The 19,105-nt window shown below is 47.2% G+C and carries 15 protein-coding genes; 6 read left to right on the top strand and 9 right to left on the bottom strand.

All coding sequences use genetic code 11. The annotated features are described in order from the left end of the window. The first annotated feature begins 60 nt into the window (after positions 1 to 60). Positions 61 to 3,627, top strand: coding sequence for an exodeoxyribonuclease V subunit beta (recB, locus tag B5D35_RS06575; RefSeq protein ID WP_078751801.1), 3,567 nt, complete (start codon positions 61 to 63; stop codon positions 3,625 to 3,627). Further along, on the top strand, positions 3,614 to 5,611 hold the full coding sequence (gene recD, locus B5D35_RS06570; protein WP_078751800.1) for an exodeoxyribonuclease V subunit alpha: 1,998 nt from the start codon (positions 3,614 to 3,616) through the stop codon (positions 5,609 to 5,611). The genes recB and recD overlap by 14 nt, the downstream gene beginning before the upstream one ends. Here recD and argA read toward each other — a convergent pair. Continuing rightward, positions 5,577 to 6,932, bottom strand: coding sequence for an amino-acid N-acetyltransferase (argA, locus tag B5D35_RS06565; protein WP_170915136.1), 1,356 nt, complete (start codon positions 6,930 to 6,932; stop codon positions 5,577 to 5,579). The genes recD and argA overlap by 35 nt on opposite strands. Positions 6,933 to 7,105: 173 nt before the next feature. On the opposite strand from argA, the gene B5D35_RS06560 reads away from it, so the two are divergent. Next, positions 7,106 to 7,453, top strand: coding sequence for a DUF2850 domain-containing protein (locus tag B5D35_RS06560; protein ID WP_078751798.1), 348 nt, complete (start codon positions 7,106 to 7,108; stop codon positions 7,451 to 7,453). An 8-nt stretch (positions 7,454 to 7,461) separates the two neighbouring features. On the opposite strand, the gene B5D35_RS06555 is transcribed toward B5D35_RS06560, so the two are convergent. Then, positions 7,462 to 7,683, bottom strand: a complete 222-nt coding sequence (locus B5D35_RS06555) for a hypothetical protein (RefSeq protein ID WP_078751797.1) — start codon at positions 7,681 to 7,683, stop codon at positions 7,462 to 7,464. Between the two features lie 222 nt (positions 7,684 to 7,905). Between B5D35_RS06555 and mltA the strand changes: the two genes are divergently transcribed. Continuing rightward, entirely contained in the window at positions 7,906 to 9,012 is a 1,107-nt protein-coding gene (mltA, locus tag B5D35_RS06550; protein WP_078751796.1) for a murein transglycosylase A, read from the top strand. Between the two features lie 48 nt (positions 9,013 to 9,060). Here the strand turns inward: mltA and B5D35_RS06545 are convergent, their stop codons facing one another. From B5D35_RS06545 to B5D35_RS06535, 3 genes are all read right to left on the bottom strand, one after another. Next, entirely contained in the window at positions 9,061 to 10,029 is a 969-nt protein-coding gene (locus B5D35_RS06545; RefSeq protein WP_078751795.1) for a TAXI family TRAP transporter solute-binding subunit, read from the bottom strand. Positions 10,030 to 10,151: 122 nt separating this feature from the next. Next, positions 10,152 to 10,985, bottom strand: coding sequence for a beta-keto acid cleavage family enzyme (locus tag B5D35_RS06540; protein ID WP_078751794.1), 834 nt, complete (start codon positions 10,983 to 10,985; stop codon positions 10,152 to 10,154). A gap of 9 nt (positions 10,986 to 10,994) precedes the next feature. Next, positions 10,995 to 12,314: an aspartate aminotransferase family protein gene (locus B5D35_RS06535; RefSeq protein ID WP_078751793.1), complete on the bottom strand. Its 1,320-nt coding sequence runs from the start codon at positions 12,312 to 12,314 to the stop codon at positions 10,995 to 10,997. Positions 12,315 to 12,489: 175 nt separating this feature from the next. Between B5D35_RS06535 and B5D35_RS06530 the strand changes: the two genes are divergently transcribed. After that, positions 12,490 to 13,389, top strand: coding sequence for a LysR family transcriptional regulator (locus B5D35_RS06530; RefSeq protein WP_078751792.1), 900 nt, complete (start codon positions 12,490 to 12,492; stop codon positions 13,387 to 13,389). A gap of 83 nt (positions 13,390 to 13,472) precedes the next feature. Then, positions 13,473 to 14,273: a tRNA cyclic N6-threonylcarbamoyladenosine(37) synthase TcdA gene (gene tcdA, locus B5D35_RS06525; protein WP_078751791.1), complete on the top strand. Its 801-nt coding sequence runs from the start codon at positions 13,473 to 13,475 to the stop codon at positions 14,271 to 14,273. Positions 14,274 to 14,343: 70 nt separating this feature from the next. Here tcdA and phaC read toward each other — a convergent pair whose 3' ends face one another. From phaC to B5D35_RS06505, 4 genes are all read right to left on the bottom strand, one after another. After that, positions 14,344 to 16,161 (bottom strand): class I poly(R)-hydroxyalkanoic acid synthase, encoded by a 1,818-nt coding sequence (gene phaC / locus B5D35_RS06520; protein ID WP_078751790.1) that lies wholly within the window; start codon positions 16,159 to 16,161, stop codon positions 14,344 to 14,346. Between the two features lie 62 nt (positions 16,162 to 16,223). Continuing rightward, on the bottom strand, positions 16,224 to 16,571 hold the full coding sequence (locus B5D35_RS06515; RefSeq protein ID WP_078751789.1) for a phasin family protein: 348 nt from the start codon (positions 16,569 to 16,571) through the stop codon (positions 16,224 to 16,226). A 49-nt stretch (positions 16,572 to 16,620) separates the two neighbouring features. Beyond that, positions 16,621 to 17,832: an acetyl-CoA C-acetyltransferase gene (locus B5D35_RS06510; RefSeq protein WP_078751788.1), complete on the bottom strand. Its 1,212-nt coding sequence runs from the start codon at positions 17,830 to 17,832 to the stop codon at positions 16,621 to 16,623. 16 nt (positions 17,833 to 17,848) lie between these two features. Beyond that, positions 17,849 to 18,589, bottom strand: coding sequence for an SDR family oxidoreductase (locus B5D35_RS06505; protein ID WP_078751787.1), 741 nt, complete (start codon positions 18,587 to 18,589; stop codon positions 17,849 to 17,851). Between the last annotated feature and the right edge of the window lie 516 nt (positions 18,590 to 19,105).

The following is a 19,105-nucleotide window of genomic DNA, read 5'->3' as shown; positions in this document are numbered from 1 at the left end:
TCTTCCGACGTGCAAGCACACATAAACATTAATTTTCTGACAATACCGAGCTGATACTGCATGCCAACACAATCTCTTCAACCCATGACATTTCCACTGTATGGCCTTCGACTTATCGAAGCGTCGGCAGGTACAGGAAAGACCTTTACTATCGCGGGCTTGTACTTACGCCTTTTGCTCGGACATGGGTCAGGTGAGACCGCACATGCTGTCCCCCTTAGTGTTGAAAAAATTCTGGTTGTGACCTTTACCGAGGCGGCAACGCAAGAGCTGCGAGATCGTATTCGCGCGCGTATTCATGATGCGAGATTAGCGTTCAGTCGAGGTGAAAGCCGTGATCCGGTGATTGCCCCATTACTGACAGAAATAGCAGATCACAAGCGCGCGGAGCAATTGCTGCTTCAGGCGGAGCGTCAAATGGATGAAGCGGCCATTTATACCATTCACGGTTTTTGCCAACGCATGCTGACTCAAAATGCCTTTGAATCAGGCAGCTTGTTTACCAACGAATTCATTACTGATGAATCCATGCTTCGTGAGCGTGCCGTGGCGGACTTCTGGCGTAGTCAGTTTTATCCGTTGCCTAAATCGTTGGCGGGGGTTGTTAGAAGCTACTGGTCTTCACCTAAAGGATTGCTTAAAGACGTTGGTACGTATTTGGCAGGGCCACTTGTCACCATCAATGCGCCTGTCATGCCCGATGATCTCGTTCAGCTGCATCAAGAAAACCTCGCAAAAATTGATGATGTAAAAAGAGTATGGCTGGCGTCTGTTGCAGATATTGAAGCCATCATTACCGCGTCGGGCGTTGATAAACGCAGTTACAGCAAACGCACTTTGCCGAACTGGATCGCGGAGGTCAGTGAATGGGCGAATCGCCCGACCAACAATTACGATTTGCCAACCAATCTTGAGCGGTTTTCAGCAAGTACACTGAGTGATAAAACCAAAAAAGGTGAGGTGCCATCTCATCCGGTATTTGATGACATCGATAGATTGGTGGCGCACCCACCGGGACTCAAAGAAGCATTGCAGGCTCACGCGATTAAAGAAGTGCGCACCTTGCTTTCGCGAGAGAAAAAGCGCTTTGGATGGCTCTCGTTTGACGACTTGTTATCTCAGTTATCAGACGCACTAAAAAATGATAGCACCGGTATTCTGGCCGAGCGTATTCGCACTTTGTATCCCATTGCCATGATTGATGAATTTCAAGATACCGACCCACAGCAGTATCAGATCTTTAGCGATGTCTATGGTGATGTAAAAGAATGCGGCTTGTTTATGATCGGTGACCCTAAGCAGGCAATTTACGCATTCCGTGGCGCGGATATATTTACGTATATTGATGCACGCAGGCAGGTAGAAGATCACTATAACCTTGGCACGAATTGGCGCTCAACCGCTGACATGGTTTCTGCGGTAAATCGTATATTCGAACATGCTACTGCCCCGTTTATCTATGAAGATGACATTCCCTTTCAGGCAGTAGGCTCTGCGCCAGGTGCGGATTCTCGCTATTGGGAAATTCAAGGTCACAAACAACCTGCGCTCACGTTTTGGCTGGCTGATGACTCGGATTTGAAGAGTAAGTCTGATTATGAAAATGAGATGGCAGAAGCGACAGCCATCAGCATTCGAGATGTGTTGAATCAGTCCGAAACCAAACAGGCTAACTTTGCCAAAAATGAAGAAAAAACAGCGATTCGAGCAGGCGACATTGCGGTATTGGTCAGGACGGGTCATGAAGCTGCAAAGGTAAAACGCGCACTGGTTAAAAAAGGAATCGCGTCGGTCTACCTGTCAAACAGAAACTGTGTATTTTCGAGTGGCTTAGCGGCGGATGTTCAGCGTCTTCTTTCTGCAGTGCTAAGTCCTGATAGTGAGCGAACACTTCGCACGGCATTGGCGAGTGGACTGTTTGCGCTGACAGCACAAGAAATAGATACGTTAAACCAAGATGAGAAAGAGTGGGAACGTGCCGTTATCGAGTTTTCGACTTACCAACATGTATGGTTTACGCGTGGTGTCTTGCCCATGTTGCGTCAGGTTATTCAGCGACGTTCGATTGCAGAAAGGCTGCTGTGTGAAGATGATGGTGAGCGTTCACTCACTGACTTGTTACATTTGGGCGAATTGCTTCAACAAGCCAGTCAGACATTAGAAAGCCACCATGCATTGATTCGTTGGCTGGCAGATCATATCGACAGTCCAAATGGCAGCAGTGATGAGCAGCAGGTTCGCCTTGAGTCTGAGCGAGATCTTGTTCAAATCGTCACTATTCACAAATCAAAAGGCTTGGAATACGACCTCGTTTACTTGCCCTTCGTGTGCAGTGTTCGTGAAGCAAGCGAGCCTTTCTTTCACGATGAAAACCATGCACCGACATTAGAGTTGAACAACCCCGAAGCGGCCATTGAAGCGGCAGACAAAGAGCGTCTTGCTGAGGATTTGCGTCTGATTTATGTTGCGCTGACTCGTGCGGTGTATGGCTGTTTTATTGGGTTGGCTCCGTTACAAGATGGTCGAAAAACAAAAGATGGCGTAACGGGCGTACATAAGTCGGCGTTGGGCTATTTGATCCAGCGAGGTGAAGTGCAAGACGGCGATGGGCTGAGAAAAGATCTTGCCACGCTGGTGGATGGTCAAACCTCGATGACAGTCAGTGCGCCTCCAGAGAGTACCGACGGTAAATTAGTTGCAAACCTTCAATCGGTTGATGATCTTGAAGCGAAAGTCTTTGGGCGTTACATCCAACGAAACTGGCGTCTCACTAGCTATTCAGGTCTTGTGAAACAAGGGCACGGTTCGGCTTTACCCGCATTACCTGCGTTTGACTTGGATGCGGCAAATGAAAGTGATGAAGACGCGGAGTTTGAAGACCTTCCGTTCAGTTCCATCTTCCAATTTCCTCGCGGAGCAAGGCCCGGAACCTTCTTGCATACCTTGTTTGAAAACGTCGATTTTACGCAAGACATCTACAGTGACGAGGTGATGGAAATGATTCGCCATACCTTGGCCATTGAAAACTATGAAGAGGATTGGTTGCCTGTTTTGCAGAAAATGATGTTAGATGTACTTTCTCAACCTTTGAATGAAGAAGGAATGACACTTTCTGAGATTGGTGAGCAAGATCGCCTGACTGAAATGGAGTTCGTGATGCCTGTTGAGCACTTGAACAGTTCAGCAGTCAATCGTCATATTAAAGCCCACGATCCGTTATCCGCCCAAGCGGGTGATCTGGGGTTTGATACAGCCAAAGGCATGTTAAAGGGCTTTATTGATTTGGTGTTTTGTTGGGAAGGGAAATATTACGTTCTCGATTGGAAATCCAACTACCTTGGTGGTGCACCCTCTGACTACACGCAAGATGCTTTGGGCCAAGCTATGATCGAGCATCGCTATGATTTTCAATACCAAATCTACTCATTAGCACTTCATCGCTTTTTGCGTCAGCGTATTCCAAATTATGACTTTGAGCGACACTTTGGGGGTGTTTACTACCTCTTTGTACGTGGGGTGGAAGCCAATACACAACACGGCATTTTTTACACCAAGCCGAGCCTTGAACTGATTTCCGGTCTCGATACGCAATTTGAAAATGGAGACAGCCAAGATGGCAATCAGTGATCTGTTAGAGGGGCTGTACCAGCGTAAGAGTATCCGAGCCATCGATCGTCAATTTGGCCAGTTTATTGGAGAGCAACTTGGTGACAAGGACGACCCAATGGTTGGTTGGGCGACCTTGGTCAGTTTTGAATTGGGGAAAGGAAACGTTTGTGTGGATTTGTCCTCACTGGATGCCGCCGCTTTGTTTGATTTACCACCGGCTGAGGCATTGTTGATTGCCGCACAACTCGATCCGGAAAATGCGTTGGTTTACATGGCGCAATCGAATGTGGTTGGTGAGGGGAAAGAGCCTACACCGCTTATTCTTCATGGCAAGCGTCTTTATTTAAATCGCTATTGGCAAGCTGAGCAACGTGTGGCGGAAGGCATTGTTTCTCGCTGTAACCCCGTTCTCCTTCCTGATGGTGCAAGGGCGACATTGGATGCCTTATTCGAACCAGATATTGCGTTATTGAAAACGCTTTATGCGGGCTGGGGTGAGCATGAAAAAGCGCAAAAGTTGCTGGATTTTTTTGATGTGGTTCAGCCTGACATCATTGATATGAACGCGCTTCAACGTACATTAGATACGGATGCGTCTGCCGTTGATATTCTTGCTTACGTTCCAGAAGCTGCGCGTCTCAATTGGCAGAAAGTCGCGGCAGCAGCTGCACTCAGTTATCGGTTTTCTGTGATTTCTGGCGGGCCGGGAACAGGTAAAACAACCACGGTTGCGAAGCTGTTGGCGGCATTGGTGATCAGCAGTGGTAAGCCGAACGGGCCCGAAATCAAATTGGTTGCGCCAACTGGGAAGGCGGCAAACCGCCTTATGGAGTCTATCGGTAAGGCTGTGGATGCACTGCCTGTCAGCCATGATGTCAGAGGGAAAATTCCTGTGCAGGCATCAACCATTCACCGACTGCTCGGCGCAATCCCGAACCGCGTGGACTTCCGTCATCATCAAAATAACCGCCTTCATCTGGATATCCTTGTGGTGGATGAAGCGTCGATGGTGGATTTACCCTTGATGGCAAGATTGCTGGCGGCATTGCCTGAGCATGCGCGCGTCATTTTGCTGGGGGACCGAGATCAGTTGGCTTCCGTGGAGGCGGGCGCGGTACTGGGAGACATTTGCTTGGGGGTCGATAAAGGCTATAGCAATGAAAGAGCCGCAGAGTTGACCTCACTAACTGGCTTCAACCTGTCTGGTTTAGCGTCTGTGCCTGCAGTTGCCGATAGTGTCTGTCTCTTGCGGAAAAGCTATCGATTCCACGCTCAATCCGGCGTTGGCCAGCTTGCCTTTGCGATTAATACGGGTGATACACGATTGTTGGACAGAGTGCTTCGCCATGGTTATTCAGACATCTTGCTTCATGATTTAAATGGTGATGTGTATGAGCAGGCCATCGTACTGGCCGTGGAAGGTTATCGCCGCTATTTGGAAGCACTAAAAGCGGGAGATGACCATCGAAGTGTGCTGGCGTACTTTTCTGATATACGTGTACTTTGTGCTTTAGCTGAGGGGCCGTTTGGTGTGAAAGGGCTGAATAGTGCCATTGAAAAAGCACTGGCTGACAAGCACCTTATTGCGCTTGGGGAGGAAACTTTCTATCCAGGCCGTCCCGTCATGGTGACTCAAAATGACCACGGGCTGGGTTTATACAACGGTGACATCGGCATTGTCGTAAAGCAAGATGATGGCCTGCGCGTGGTATTTGAATTGTCTGATGGCTCGGTAAAGGCATTTCTACCAAGCAGATTGCCTGAGCACCAAACTGCGTACGCAATGACAGTTCACAAATCCCAAGGGTCAGAATTTAGTCATACTATCATGGTGCTTTCACCTACTCACTCGCCAGTGATGACCAGAGAGCTGGTGTATACCGGCGTCACGAGAGCAAAAGATCGGTTGGACGTATTTGCCACCCGCGCCAGTCTGGAGCGGGCGGTCAGACGCAAAACATCAAGATTTAGCGGGCTGGCAGACGCCTTGGGTGTCCGTTAAGGGACAGCGTCAGCACTTTTGAACGCCGTTGCAGGTTATAGAGCTGTTGTTTGACGTCCGGTAACGCGGAAATATCCGCTTCGACAAAGCCGTGTTCTCGGAACCAATGAATACTGCGCGTAGTAAGTACGAAAATCATTTTTAATCCGTCTTGCAACGCCTGTTGCTGTATATATTGCAGCAGGTGCGTTCCTCTATCGCTGTCGCGGTATTCAGGGTGCACGGCGACACAAGCCATTTCGCCACTTTGGGATTCGTGGTAGGGATAGAGAGCAGCACACCCTATGATGCGATCATCTCGGTCGATAACGGTAAAACGGGGGATCTCTTGCTCAAGTTGCTCGCGAGAGCGTCGAACCAGTATCCCCTGTTCTTCCAATGGACGAATAAGCTCAAGGATGCCACCGATATCATCAATGGTCGCTTTTCTCACCCGCTCAGCGCTTTCCGTCACGATTTGTGTACCGATACCTTCAACAGAAAACAATTCCTGTATCAGAGAGCCGTCGACTTTATAACTGAGTAGGTGGCTTCTTGGCACGCCAGATCGACACGCGGCAACCGCGCCTCTCAAGAAACGTACTGTTCCCGAATTGCTGTCACCGGCAGACTCTCTTTGGCTGAGGATTTCATCGGCTTGATGAGGAAAAAGTTCAGACAAGACATTGCCTTTTGGACCGATTACGCCTTGCAAAGAGCAAAACCCAATCAGTTTGTCAGCGCTGAGTCGAATGGCTAATTGGGTGGCAACTTCTTCTGAGGTGAGGTTAAAGCATTCACCCGTCACAGAGCTGGCAACCGGCCCCAAGAGAACGATCGAGTGTTGATCGAGTTGTCGGTGGATGCCTTCGATATCGATCCTTCGGATCCGTCCGCTGTGGCAGTAATCTATGCCTTCATCGACACCTAGTGGTTGAGCAATAACAAAATTACCGCTGACGACGTTGATTTGTGCGCCTGCCATTGGCGTATTGTTCAGGCTCATCGAAAGCCGAGCGGTAATGTCGAGTTGGAGTTGTCCAGCTGCTTGCTTTACCACCTCCAAAGCGGACGCGTCTGTAATACGAACGCCTTTGTGATACGGGGTCTCTAACCCTTGTTTTTCGAGGTTTTGACTGATCTGTGGGCGAGCACCGTACACGACGACCAAACGAAGGCCGAGACTATTCAATAGGGCGATATCATTGACAATATTGCCAAAGTTGCCGTCTGCAATCGCTTCCCCGCCAAGCATGATCACAATGGTTTTGTTGTGATGGGCATTTACATAGGGGGCTGATTGCCTAAATCCTTTTACCAGTGCTGTACTGCGAAGTTTCAACACCTTGCTCCATTTGGTGATTGTTTATGCTTGAATAATGACTAATCATGCCCGAATTTACAAGAGGTGTGAGCTTCCTTCAGACTAAGAATGTCCGACTTTAGCAGCAGCATTGGCGTTTCTATAATATCATTGTGTGGTAATCTGATTTTTTATACTGGTGAGTCGCTTACGTGAGCATTGTCGGGCAATCTGTTGCATTATTTGTCGTTCTTGTTGGGGGAACGATAGGATTTCTTGTTGCCAATGATATCCCCATTTTTTCAAAAGTTGACCAGTCTGAAATTTATGGCGAATGGATAGAGCAGGGCGTTGCTCCCTACGCCGCAGATCGGTTTGAAGTGCGCAAAGATGGCATCTATATGAAGGGAGCCAGAGCAACAAGTCATTATGAGTTTACGGGAACCAAACTGATTTACACCGTAGGGAATAAAACGTATCTCTATGTTGTTGAGGGTGTAGATACCTTACAGCGAGAAAAGCCCTATCACTACAGCACGCCGTTCGAGAAACGGCCTTAGCCTGTTTTCTAGTAGGTTGTAGGTAAGACGCGCAACAATTCTGTAATTGGACACATCCCTAACGCGACACGTCGCATTCTGTCAGCCATATCGTCGGTGCCACCAAGGCATCGGCGAATACTGCTGTTGATCATCTCATCGCTGCTGCCGTCACTGGCGAGTGTTCGAATCCATTGGTACTCAATTGCGTCTGGGTTGAGTAAGGTTTTACGTCCCACTTTAAAATCCATATAGCCATCCTTTACGTGTGTGTAACTTTTAAGACACTTTCTTTTCACTCGATTTAAACGAAATAGTGTGACAGAAATGTGACAAAATATTTCAATGTTTAATTGATATGCTCTCGATCGCATTATAAACACCAGTAACTACATGGGCTATTGCCGTTTTCGTTGCAGAGTGAGCGTGCTTCTGTCACCCTCGACGACATGTTCGATTATTCTGGAATTCCTGTGAAACGCGCACTTTTTGTTGTCGGTCTTTCCCTACTTATGACCGCTTGTGTTCGTCCAACTGACCGTGGACAGCAATATATTGATGACAGTTTTGATGAAGTATTGAACCCTGTTGGGTTGATCGCATCTGAGAAACCAAAAGATTATTCTCTCTTTCCCGCACAACTTGAAAAAGTGGAAACGCTTTCTCCGTCTTTAACTGCTTCGCATCAATCGTTGTATGAGGGTGTAAAACGCTGGCTGTCTGAAAGTGGTGAGCCAACGACATTGACCGATTATGGTATTCAAATTGAGCAGATGGGGGGGGGAGACAGTTATGGCAACGTGTTGTTCACCGGCTATTTCTCGCCAGTGATTGAGATGCGACACGTACCTGATGCGCAGTACCGCTATCCGGTGTATGCGAAGCCAAAATGTGATGAGAAATGCCCCACACGAGAAGAGATATATGATGGGGCCCTTGATGGGTTGGGATTAGAGTTGGGTTACAGTGCCTCGTTGATTGATAACTTCATCATGGAAGTGCAAGGCAGTGGCTTTATCCACTTTGGTGACAGTGAACCACTTGAGTATTTTGCTTACGGTGGCAAGAACGGACATCCGTATGTCAGCATAGGTAAGGTACTGATTGAGCGTGGTGAAGTTCCACGCGAGAAAATGTCACTTAAAGCGATCAAAGATTGGGTTGCTGTGCATGATGAGCAAACTGTTATTGAATTGCTGAACCAGAACCCGTCTTACGTTTTCTTTTCACCGAAATCGGCACACCCAGTCACGGGTACCGCTGGCATTCCCTTGTTGGCGGGGGCGTCAGTGGCGGCTGATCGTGACTATTTACCTATGGGAAGCGTGTTGTTGGCCGAAGTGCCTCAACTCGATGCTGAAGGGAATTGGAATGGTCAGCATGTACTGAAATTGCTGATGGCTCTCGACACGGGTGGTGCAGTGAAAAAGAACCACTTAGATCTTTATCATGGCATGGGTGAAGAGGCTGGCATACAGGCTGGGCATCATAAACACTTTGGACGTGTGTGGAAGCTAAATAAGCCGAACACTGTGGAAGAAGTGAAAGAACAACCTGAGACGGAACAAGCGTCAGAATAAGAAAAGGCGGGACATTGTCCCGCCTTTTTGGTTTTTCAGTGACGTCGATTATTTAATTAAACCCACTTCACGGTAGTACTTTTCTGCACCAGGGTGCAGTGGTGCAGACAGACCGTCAGCGACCATTTCTTCTTTCTTCAGATTAGAGAATGCAGGGTGCAGGCGACGGAAGTCATCAAAGTTTTCGAACACGGCTTTGGTAACGTTATAAATCACGTCGTCAGGAACTTCAGTAGATGAAACGAACGTTGCACCAACACCAAAGGTAGTAGTGTCTTCAGCGTTACCACGGTACATACCGCCTGGGATAGTCGCTGAACGGTAGTAGTCATTCGCATCAACCAGTTTTTGTGCCGCTTCATTGCTGACTTCAACAATCACGCTATCACATGCGGTGGTTGCTTCTTGAATGGCACCACTTGGGTGGCCAACGGTATAAACCATTGCATCAATTTTGTTGTCACAAAGTGCTTTAGATTGTTCTGCTGCTTTGAGCTCAGAGACTTGCTTGAAGTCATCCATTGTCCAGCCCATTTCGTCCATCAGCACTTCAATGGTGCCGCGCTGACCTGAACCAGGGTTACCCACATTGACACGTTTTCCTTTCAGGTCATCAAAGGTTGTGATGCCAGCATCAGCACGTGCAACAACGGTAAAGGGTTCTGGGTGAACAGAGAATACTGCTCGCAGGTCTTTATAAGCACCTCTGTCTTTAAACTTACTCGTGCCATTGTACGCGTGATATTGCCAGTCAGACTGAGCAATACCCATGTCCAATTCACCGGCGCGAATTGTGTTGATGTTGTAGATAGAACCGCCTGTTGATTCTACTGAACAACGAATGCCGTGGTCTTTTTTCGACTTGTTAACCAGACGGCAGATTGCACCACCTGTTGGGTAGTACACACCAGTGACCCCACCAGTACCAATGGTTACAAACTGATTCGCCTGAGCAGGTACGGCAGTTAAAGCAGCTGCAAAGCTCATTGCGGCCAGAGTTGGTTTTAACGCTTTCATGCTTTATGTCCTTGTCGATGATGTGATTGCTAACGGGGTGATAATCCGCCGTTAAAAAAATGTGAGTCAATATCGCACCGAAATTATGTGATAGGAACAATTTCGATCGCAAGAGAGATACCTCACGATTCAAAGCTACGAGAGATATTTTTTCTTAAATCTTCCGCAGAATTGATATTTAAACCCATTCTTCGAGACAATATCGCGAGTTGCTGAACGAGCTCAGCGTTGTTTATCGCATGTTGACCCGTTAAATTTACTAGGTTATTTTCAAACCCAACACGCACATCGCCCCCTAGCGACATTGCCCCGGAAAGACATTGATGCTCGTTCTTTCCAAATGCACATGTAGCCCACGAAATTCCCTCGAAATTGATGCGTTTAATGTCAAAATCAAGCAAATCAGTTGGGACTGACAACATGTCTTTTTTATACTTTCCTAGAACCAATAGTAGGTGATGGCCTTTGTGTGGCAATTTTTTGTCATTAACCAGTTGAAAGTATAAAGATAAATCTGCTGCATCATACAAAATGTACTGAACGTAGATTTTCCGTTCTTCAAGTTCATGGAAGAAGCGGCTGGCTTCACGTTCAAAGCTGGCATTTGGTCGTAACTCTCTTAATGCGAGGGAGATGGCTTCCGGCTCTGTGCCTCGAACCAAGGCCATTTGTTCTTGAGGTGTGAATTGGCCTATGGCTTCGGTGGTCAGTTGGATGACGAGATCATGATCGTGTCGCCGCCGTATTTCAGTGAGCCACTCGTGATTAAGCGCAACGTCCAAAGAATGCTTACCTAAGGTATCTCTTACATGCATGTGTGCCATGGCGGAGCCCGCATCGGCACATAAGGTTAGGCACTGGCTCATTTCATCCAGCGTGATAGGGAGTTCGTCATGTGCTTCCTTTCCCCGTCGCGCCCCGTTTGGCGCGACGATGATGGTTCTTCCTTTTTGCACGGCATGTCCTTATATAAATACTTTGTCTAACGTGCGACTGAGCTTTAGCACCAGCTCATCTATTTCGTTTTCAGAAATAATGAATGGGGGAGCAAGAAGAATGTGATGCCCCTGTTTTCCATCCACGGTGCCGTCCATTGGGTAGCACATTAGGCCTTCATGCATCGCAGTGTTTTTAACTTGTGCGTGTAATGCGCGTGTCGGTGAGAACGGAGTTTTACTCTTCTTGTCTTCAACGAGTTCAATCCCAAGAAACAGACCTCGACCTCGAATGTCACCGACAAAAGGATGGTCACTAAACGTCGAACGTAATTGTTTGACCAGATAGTCACCCTTTTCCGTCACTTGCCTCAGCACATTTGATTCCAATGCATCAAGCGTGGCACAGGCCGCTGCGCATGCCAAAGGGTGAGCCATAAAGGTGTGACCATGCTGGAAATAGCCAGAGCCTTGAGCGATGGCATCGTAAATCTTGTCATGAACCATCACAGCCCCAATGGGTTGGTACCCAGCCGCTAAGCCTTTGGCCATGGTGACCAAATCGGGGATGACACCTTCTTGCTCATAAGCAAAATATGTCCCGGTGCGGCCGCTTCCACACATCACTTCATCAAGAATAAGCAGCACACCGTATTTGTCACAGATTTCTCGAATACGTTTAAAGTATCCCTCTTCGGCAACCAGTGCGCCGGCGGTGGCCCCTACTATGGGTTCAGCCACAAATGCAATCACGGTGTCCGGACCAACAGCAAGCAATCGCGACTCAAGTTCGTTGGCAACGCGCTGTCCGTATTCAAAGTGACTTTCGTTTTCTTTTTTATCACGGTAGGCATAACACGGCGCTATCAGTTCACTATCAATAAGCAACGGAGAAAAGGGCGCTTTTCGCCACATATTCCCCCCCACACCGAGAGCGCCAAACGTGTTTCCGTGATAGCTCTGTCGACGCGCGATGTAACGGGTTCGTTGAGCCTCCCCGGTTTCAATAAAATACTGTCGTGCCATTTTTAGTGCCGATTCAACTGCTTCGGACCCCCCGCTGACAAGGTAGACGTGATTAAGTGGACCGGGTGCTTTGTCAGCAAGCCTCTCTGCGAGTTCTTCAGCCACTGGGGAAGTAAAAAAACTGGTATGAGCATATGGAATAGTGTGCAGTTGCGTTTGAATTGCACCAAGGACACCTTGATGGCTATGCCCGAGGCATGACACGGCAGCACCACCGCAACCGTCTAAATATGCCTTTCCTTCATTATCAATGAGGTAAACGCCTTGGCCACCTTCCACGACAGGAAGGGTAGAGTGGCAGTGCCGTTGCAATATGTGGGTCATCGTTTCCTTGCGCCATCCTTAAACAAGAATATGGAATAATTGTGTATCGCCCCAAAGCAACGAATATATTTTTGTTGCTTGGACATTTAAGTAATAACGGGTTGGAAAATGAACAGCAAACGATATAAATTCAGTGGGTATTCCAAAAATTCATACCTATAGGGGTGTGTGCTGTATGAGTATGCCAATACCACCAATTAAAACATTGCGAACTTTTAGCGTGGTGGCACAAACCTTGAATTTTTCAAAAGCTGCTGTGCTGCTAAATTTGACACAAAGTGCCATCAGTAAGCAGATCGCTCAGCTTGAAGAGTTGATGGGGTGTTCGTTATTTGAACGTAATGGGGGGAAGGTGGAATTGACCGATGCCGGACGGCGGTATTTACCGTCTGTGGTTGAAGCGTTGGAGAACTTACAGCATGCGACCTCGTCGGTCATGCAGTCATCAGAAACCAAGAGCCGTGTTGAACTCTCTGTGCCCCCTTCAATGGCAAGCATGTGGTTGATACCCAGATTAAGCGATTTTAGGAGTAAACATCCGAAGATAGATCTTGTCGTCAGGGCGAGCGTGACAGCGGACGGGCAAAACCGATATCAAAGCGATATCGCAATCCATTGTTTGCCACTATCGACCCATGATGAGGATGCTGAGCTCATCATTCGCGAGCGTTTATTGCTGGTGGGTTCGCCAGAACTGATGAAGGGTGTTGATAATATTGACGCGTTGCTTACCCTCAATGCCATTAGTCATATTACGCGCCCTCAAATCTGGAATCAGTTCTGGCATGACAAAGGGATTTCACCTGATACACCTCAATATGGCGTGGGGTTTGAACATTTTTATATGGCGTTTGAGGCGGTAAGACACTGTGAAGGGGTTGCTTTGATCCCTGAGTTTTTGGTGCAGAAATACGTAAAAAAAACGGTTGTTGTGAATCCTGTATCAATGGCGTATGACAGTCCGTATGGGTATTTTCTTTTTAGTCATGGCTACAAGCGACGATTGGGACCCGTAAAGCAGGTTATCGACTGGTTGCGACGGGAAGTCATTCGAGGTGTTCGCTCACCAATATGACGTGGGTCGAACATGGACATTTTTATGGCAAACGCGTATAAACCGCAGTCCATTGGTCTTTTTCATAATCAGAGTGCATCAGTATGACAACACCTTCCCCAGCATCGGAAAGCTACCAGCAACGTTTCGGGGGCACGCGCCGCTTGTATGGTGCCACAGAGCTTGAGATCTTGCGTCAGTCGCATGTTTGTGTGATCGGTATTGGTGGTGTTGGCTCTTGGGCTGTGGAAGCACTTGCGCGTAGCGGCGTGGGAAAATTGACATTGATTGATATGGATGACATTTGCGTTACGAATATTAATCGTCAAATCCATGCGATGTCAGGAACTATCGGCCAAAGTAAGGTTGAAGTGATGGCAGAGCGCGTGCGTGCCATCAACCCAGATTGCATCGTACATATGATTGATGACTTTATTTCGGAAGAGAATATCCCAGAATACATAACCCAAGATTTTGATTATGTCCTCGATGCCATCGATAGTATAAAGCCAAAAACTGCACTATTGGCTTATTGTAAGCGTAAAAAAATAAAGATTATTACGGTCGGTGGGGCTGGTGGCCAGATTGACCCGACTCAAATTCAGGTGGCCGATCTAACCAAAACGATTCAAGACCCATTAGCGGCGAAGCTTCGCAACAATTTGCGTCGCTTCCATAACTTCACAAAAACGCAAGGTCGAAAATTTGGAATCGATTGTGTCTTCTCAACAGAGCAGTTGAAATACCCGCAACCTGACGGCAGTGTGTGTGAGACAAAAGCGACCGCTGAGGGGCCAAAACGTATGGATTGCGCGAGCGGATTTGGCGCAGCAACGATGGTGACAGCGACGTTTGGTTTTGTCGCAGTTTCTCGCATTATCGCAAAACTGACCGCGAAAAAGTAAACGACGTTTAGTTGCTTTTGGGATAAGAAAAAGGCCGCAAGCGGCCTTTTTTAGTCTGAGTCAGTAGCAATTATGCTTCTGCTTTAGTACGAGGCTTTTTCGCCGCAGGTTTTGATTTTTGCGGAACAGGCAGAACCTGCTTAACATAATCACCTGGTGCAACGGCCAGTACCGGATAAGTTTCAGAACCTTGTTGATAAGGGGCAATCTTCTCTTTTGGGTTGTAAGATGAAAGCCACTTGTCCCAGTGTACCCACCAAGACCCAGTGTTGTGCTGCGCTGATTCAAACCAGTCGTCAGCAGATTCACTCAGCTCTTCATTTACCCAATAACCATATTTTTCTTTTGCCGGATGGTTAATAATACCTGCAATATGACCGGATTCACCCAGTACAAAGGTCTTATTACCTCCAACATTCAGCGCGCCACGATACGTGCCTTGCCAAAGAGCGATATGGTCTTCTTTGGTTGAAATAAAGTAGCTTGGGATTTTGATTTTATTCAAATCAATCCAGACACCACCCACTTTTACACCTTTTTCCTGAACCAGTTTATTGTTCAGGTAGAGTTCGCGCAGCATAAAGTTGTGCGTGGTCGCCGCAACGTTTGTGCTGTCACTGTTCCAATAAAGGAGATCAAAGTCGACAGGACTGTTCCCTTTTAAATAATTGTCAATGTAGTAGTTCCAATAGAGGCTGTTTTCGCGAAGCAGACTAAACGTCACACTCAGCGAACGACCATCCATGTAACCTTGGGCATTGTTTTGAAGCTCGATAGCACTAATCACGCTATCGTTGATGTAAGCACCGACTTCACCTGGCTGTGCAAAATCAAGCAGTGTCGTGAAGAACGACGCCGATTTGATCCGTGCTTTCATTCGCTTAGCTGTATAGTAAGCAATGGTGCTTGCGAGAACAGTACCACCAATACAGTAGCCAGCTGCGTTGATTTGAGATTGTCCGGTGATATCTTCAATCGCCGTAACCGCTTTCACAACGCCTTCGGTAATATAGTCACCAAATTCAGTGTCTCTTTGGTCGGCACCTGGATTGCGCCATGACATCATAAAGACAGTGTGACCTTGCTCTACTAACCAACGTACCATGGAGTTCTTCTCACGAAGGTCCAGAATGTAGTACTTGTTGATGAATGGAGGCACGATCAGTAGTGGCGTCGCGTTCACTTGTTCTGTGAGTGGGCGATATTGAATCAGTTCGAACAATTCATTTTTGAAAACAACGTCACCTTGCGTATTTGCCACGTCTTCACCGAGGCGGAACGCATTGTTATTTGTCATACGGATTTTAAGAATATCGGCACTGGATTCGAGATCTTCTTGCAAGGTTTGCAAGCCTTTCACCAGGTTTTCGCCGTTCTTTTCCATTGTTAATTTCAGCAACTCAGGGTTAGTCCCTACGAAGTTACTGGGTGACATTGCATTAATAGCTTGGCGAGAAAAGAAATTCAGACGCTCTTTGGCTTTATCATCTAAGCCTTCTACGGCATTGATGGTATCGAGGTATGTACGTCCGAATAGTAGGTAGGATTGTTTGATAAAGTTATAGCAAACTTCATCCTGCCAGCTTTTGTCTTGAAAGCGTTTATCATCTTTTTCTGGCGCAACAATTTCTGCTTGGTTCGCAGCCAATGTGACGTTTTGCCAGATTTGCATTTGTTTTTCCCACCACTGCATTTGAATTTGCAGCATTGCAGCGGGTTGATTTGCAGCGCCTTCCAACAGCTTTGCGGTGTCATCAACACTTAGCTCATGGATAGCTTTGTTTAAGGGTGTATTTACGGCCGCCTTGCCTTGCTCGAGATCCGTCCACCATTGCTGGTTACTCTCTTGGAGTTTTACAAGGTAGTCCGAAAAGAAGTTCTGATACATGTGTAAACCCTCTTGATCGGAAACAACACCGCCCTCAGCATACTGAGGGCGGGTAACCTTGATTAAGCTGGCGTAGCCGCTTTCAGATTATCAGTAGTCAGTTTTTCCAGATCGTCTTTGAACTCTTTCGCAACAGATTGCAGCTTTGTGCTGTCATCCATCATTTGTTGAGACAATTTGGTCAGAGCTGCCAGTTGTTGGCTGCTGTATGCCGTCATTGAAGTTACGTCAGTCACTTCGCTTGCAGCTTTAAGTTGAGCAAGGCCCATTTCGCTGTAAGTTTTGACAGCGTTCAGTTGAAGCTCAGTCAGCGTCTCAACGTTTTTCGCTACTAACTTGTTGAATTTCACATAAGGTGCCAGAGTTTTTTCAGTTTGCTCTGAGAACGCTTTAAACATATCTGTGTACATGGTGTTTCTCCTGAGAGTAGTAATTAGATCCAAGGGGGTTTAACGTTCGTTAGCTATTTGCACGTTTAACGACAACTGCCGTTCCCATGCCGCCACCGATACATAGCGAGGCCACACCGTAGGTGCCTTCGCGTTTTTCCAGTTCGTGGATCAGGGAGACCAAAACGCGGTTTCCTGATGCGCCGAGTGGGTGGCCCAATGCGATTGCGCCACCATTTACATTTGCCTTTTCCAAAATGGTCTCAGGCGTTACTTTGTGTGTGTCTGCCAATTGGTGGACAACACCCAGAGCCTGAGCAGCAAAGGCTTCATTGAGCTCGAACAGATCCATGTCGGAAATCGAAAGCTCTGCTTTTTTCAGCGCTTCCGTTACTGCACCCACTGGGCCAAGGCCCATGATTTTTGGATCTAACCCAACTTGTGCATAGCTGGTGATTTCTGCCAACGGCTTGAGACCGAGGCGTTGAACTGCTGATTCTGAAGCAACGATAATTGCACTTGCACCATCGTTTAGGCCTGAAGCATTACCCGCAGTCACTGTACCTTCACGGTTGAAAGCAGGACGGAGCTTTGCGAGACCTTCTTGCGTACAATCTGCTTTTGGATATTCGTCAGTATCAAAAGAAACAGTTTGGCGACGTTGTTTCACTTCAACGGGTACGATTTCATCTTTGAAACGTCCCGCTTCAATGGCAGCGACGGCTTTTTGTTGGCTTTGTTGAGCGTATGCATCTTGCTGTTCGCGACTTAAACCGACCAGTTCAGCCACGTTTTCAGCAGTAACACCCATGTGATATGCATTGAACACATCAGTCAGGCCGTCATTGATAAGGAGATCTTTGAGGCTTATGTCACCCATTTTTTGCCCACCGCGCAGTGCGCCAGATGCAGCAAAAGGGATTTGAGACATGTTTTCAACGCCAGCAGCAACCACGACTTCTGCGTCACCACAGCGAATATGGGATACCGCATCCATGACGGCTTTCATGCCACTGCCACAAACCATGTTGATGGCATAGGCGGGAACGGTTTCAGGCAATCCAGCAAAGATAGCTGCTTGGCGACCAATGCCCATTCCTTGTCCTGCTGACACTACGTTACCCAAGATAACTTCATTGATGGCATCTGGAGCGATATTGCCTGCTTCCAATGCACCTTTGATGGCAACGGCAGCAAGTTGACCGGCAGGTGTGTCTTTCAATGAACCCGTAAACGCGCCTAGCGCCGTACGCTTGGCTGCGACGATATACACTTTTTCCATGTGAACGTGTCCCTTCTTAGTTCATGTACAAGCCGCCGTTGACCGACAGCGTTTCCCCAGTGATATATGCGCCAGACTCACCGGCAAGGTAAGCCACGGCATCGGCAATTTCTTCCGGACGAGCTAGGCGCTTCATCGGGATTTCTGCCTTGATAGAGTCGAGCACTTCATCGCGCATCGCTTCTACCATCGGGGTTGCTGTATAGCCAGGGGCTACGACGTTTGCAGTTACGCCATATCTCGCACCTTCGAAAGCCAGTGCTTTGGTAAAACCAATCATCCCAGCTTTAGCCGCTGAGTAGTTGGTTTGGCCGAACTGACCTTTAAGGCCATTTACGGAAGAGATATTGACGACACGGCAACCGCCTTTTTCGCACATCGCTGCAAAGAGAGGTTGAGTGACATTGAAAAGACTGTTGAGGTTGGTATCGATAACAGCACGCCAGTTTTCAGCGGCCATTTTTTTGAATTGCCCATCACGTGTAATGCCCGCATTGTTCACGAGCACGTCGATGGTGCCTTCTTCCTCAAGAAGTTTTGGTAGACGCTCTGCACATTCCTCTGTGTTAGTCACGTCTAATTCGAATAAGCGCACTTGGTCTGAATTAAATTGCTTTTCTTCAAACCATTGCTCAGCACATTGCAGGTTTCCAGTGAAGTAGGTCGCAATCACGCGATAGCCCTGACTTACCAGTTTTTCCGTGATCGCCGAGCCGATACCACCTTTCGAACCGGTGATGAGCGCGAGTTTCTTCATTGATGACTCCATTCTTAACAACAAGCATTAAATGACCCCTGTAACTGCATTTGGAAGCCCAAAAATACAGGCACCTATATATTTTGTTTATAGCGCATAAGGGTTGAGACTATGGAAACTCAGATAGTCTCAGAATAAGATATATTATTATTATGCCGATTTTGTGACCACCGAGATTAAAGATATACAATCTTTTGATTAAGGCAAAACGAAAGGAGGGAGAATTATAGAAACAAGATCTGGATCCATAATATCGAACCGAAAGTTAACATGGTGTTAAATTTCGGTTCTTTCTGTGTTTTTCTTGGGTTCTTATTGTGTTTTTTGTTATTAAGGTGGGAGAGTCAGGTATTTAAAAACCGTATTTCCAGTGAAAACCTCTGTTTAAAAAACACTCACAACTAGTTAAGGAATAAAGTGAGAAATTGGCAAACCGAATATCAGAATAATTGACCAACGTCTCAGCTTTATAGTGGTGTTTGTACGGTAACGTAGTCAGCTAACAGGGTGAAAAAA

The organism is Enterovibrio nigricans DSM 22720, assembly GCF_900167155.1.
In the GTDB taxonomy this organism is placed as follows: domain Bacteria; phylum Pseudomonadota; class Gammaproteobacteria; order Enterobacterales; family Vibrionaceae; genus Enterovibrio; species Enterovibrio nigricans.
Note: the sequence above shows the minus strand (reverse complement) of the source record. Positions and strands in the feature narration are given on the sequence as shown.

Excerpts from the sequence above, each read along its gene's own strand:
- recB (WP_078751801.1), top strand. The coding sequence starts at position 61 with ATGCCAACACAATCTCTTCAACCCATGACATTTCCACTGTATGGCCTT.
- recD (WP_078751800.1), top strand. The coding sequence starts at position 3,614 with ATGGCAATCAGTGATCTGTTAGAGGGGCTGTACCAGCGTAAGAGTATC.
- B5D35_RS06555 (WP_078751797.1), bottom strand. The coding sequence starts at position 7,683 with ATGGATTTTAAAGTGGGACGTAAAACCTTACTCAACCCAGACGCAATT.
- B5D35_RS06545 (WP_078751795.1), bottom strand. The coding sequence starts at position 10,029 with ATGAAAGCGTTAAAACCAACTCTGGCCGCAATGAGCTTTGCAGCTGCT.
- B5D35_RS06535 (WP_078751793.1), bottom strand. The coding sequence starts at position 12,314 with ATGACCCACATATTGCAACGGCACTGCCACTCTACCCTTCCTGTCGTG.
- B5D35_RS06530 (WP_078751792.1), top strand. The coding sequence starts at position 12,490 with ATGAGTATGCCAATACCACCAATTAAAACATTGCGAACTTTTAGCGTG.
- tcdA (WP_078751791.1), top strand. The coding sequence starts at position 13,473 with ATGACAACACCTTCCCCAGCATCGGAAAGCTACCAGCAACGTTTCGGG.
- phaC (WP_078751790.1), bottom strand. The coding sequence starts at position 16,161 with ATGTATCAGAACTTCTTTTCGGACTACCTTGTAAAACTCCAAGAGAGT.
- B5D35_RS06515 (WP_078751789.1), bottom strand. The coding sequence starts at position 16,571 with ATGTACACAGATATGTTTAAAGCGTTCTCAGAGCAAACTGAAAAAACT.
- B5D35_RS06510 (WP_078751788.1), bottom strand. The coding sequence starts at position 17,832 with ATGGAAAAAGTGTATATCGTCGCAGCCAAGCGTACGGCGCTAGGCGCG.
- B5D35_RS06505 (WP_078751787.1), bottom strand. The coding sequence starts at position 18,589 with ATGAAGAAACTCGCGCTCATCACCGGTTCGAAAGGTGGTATCGGCTCG.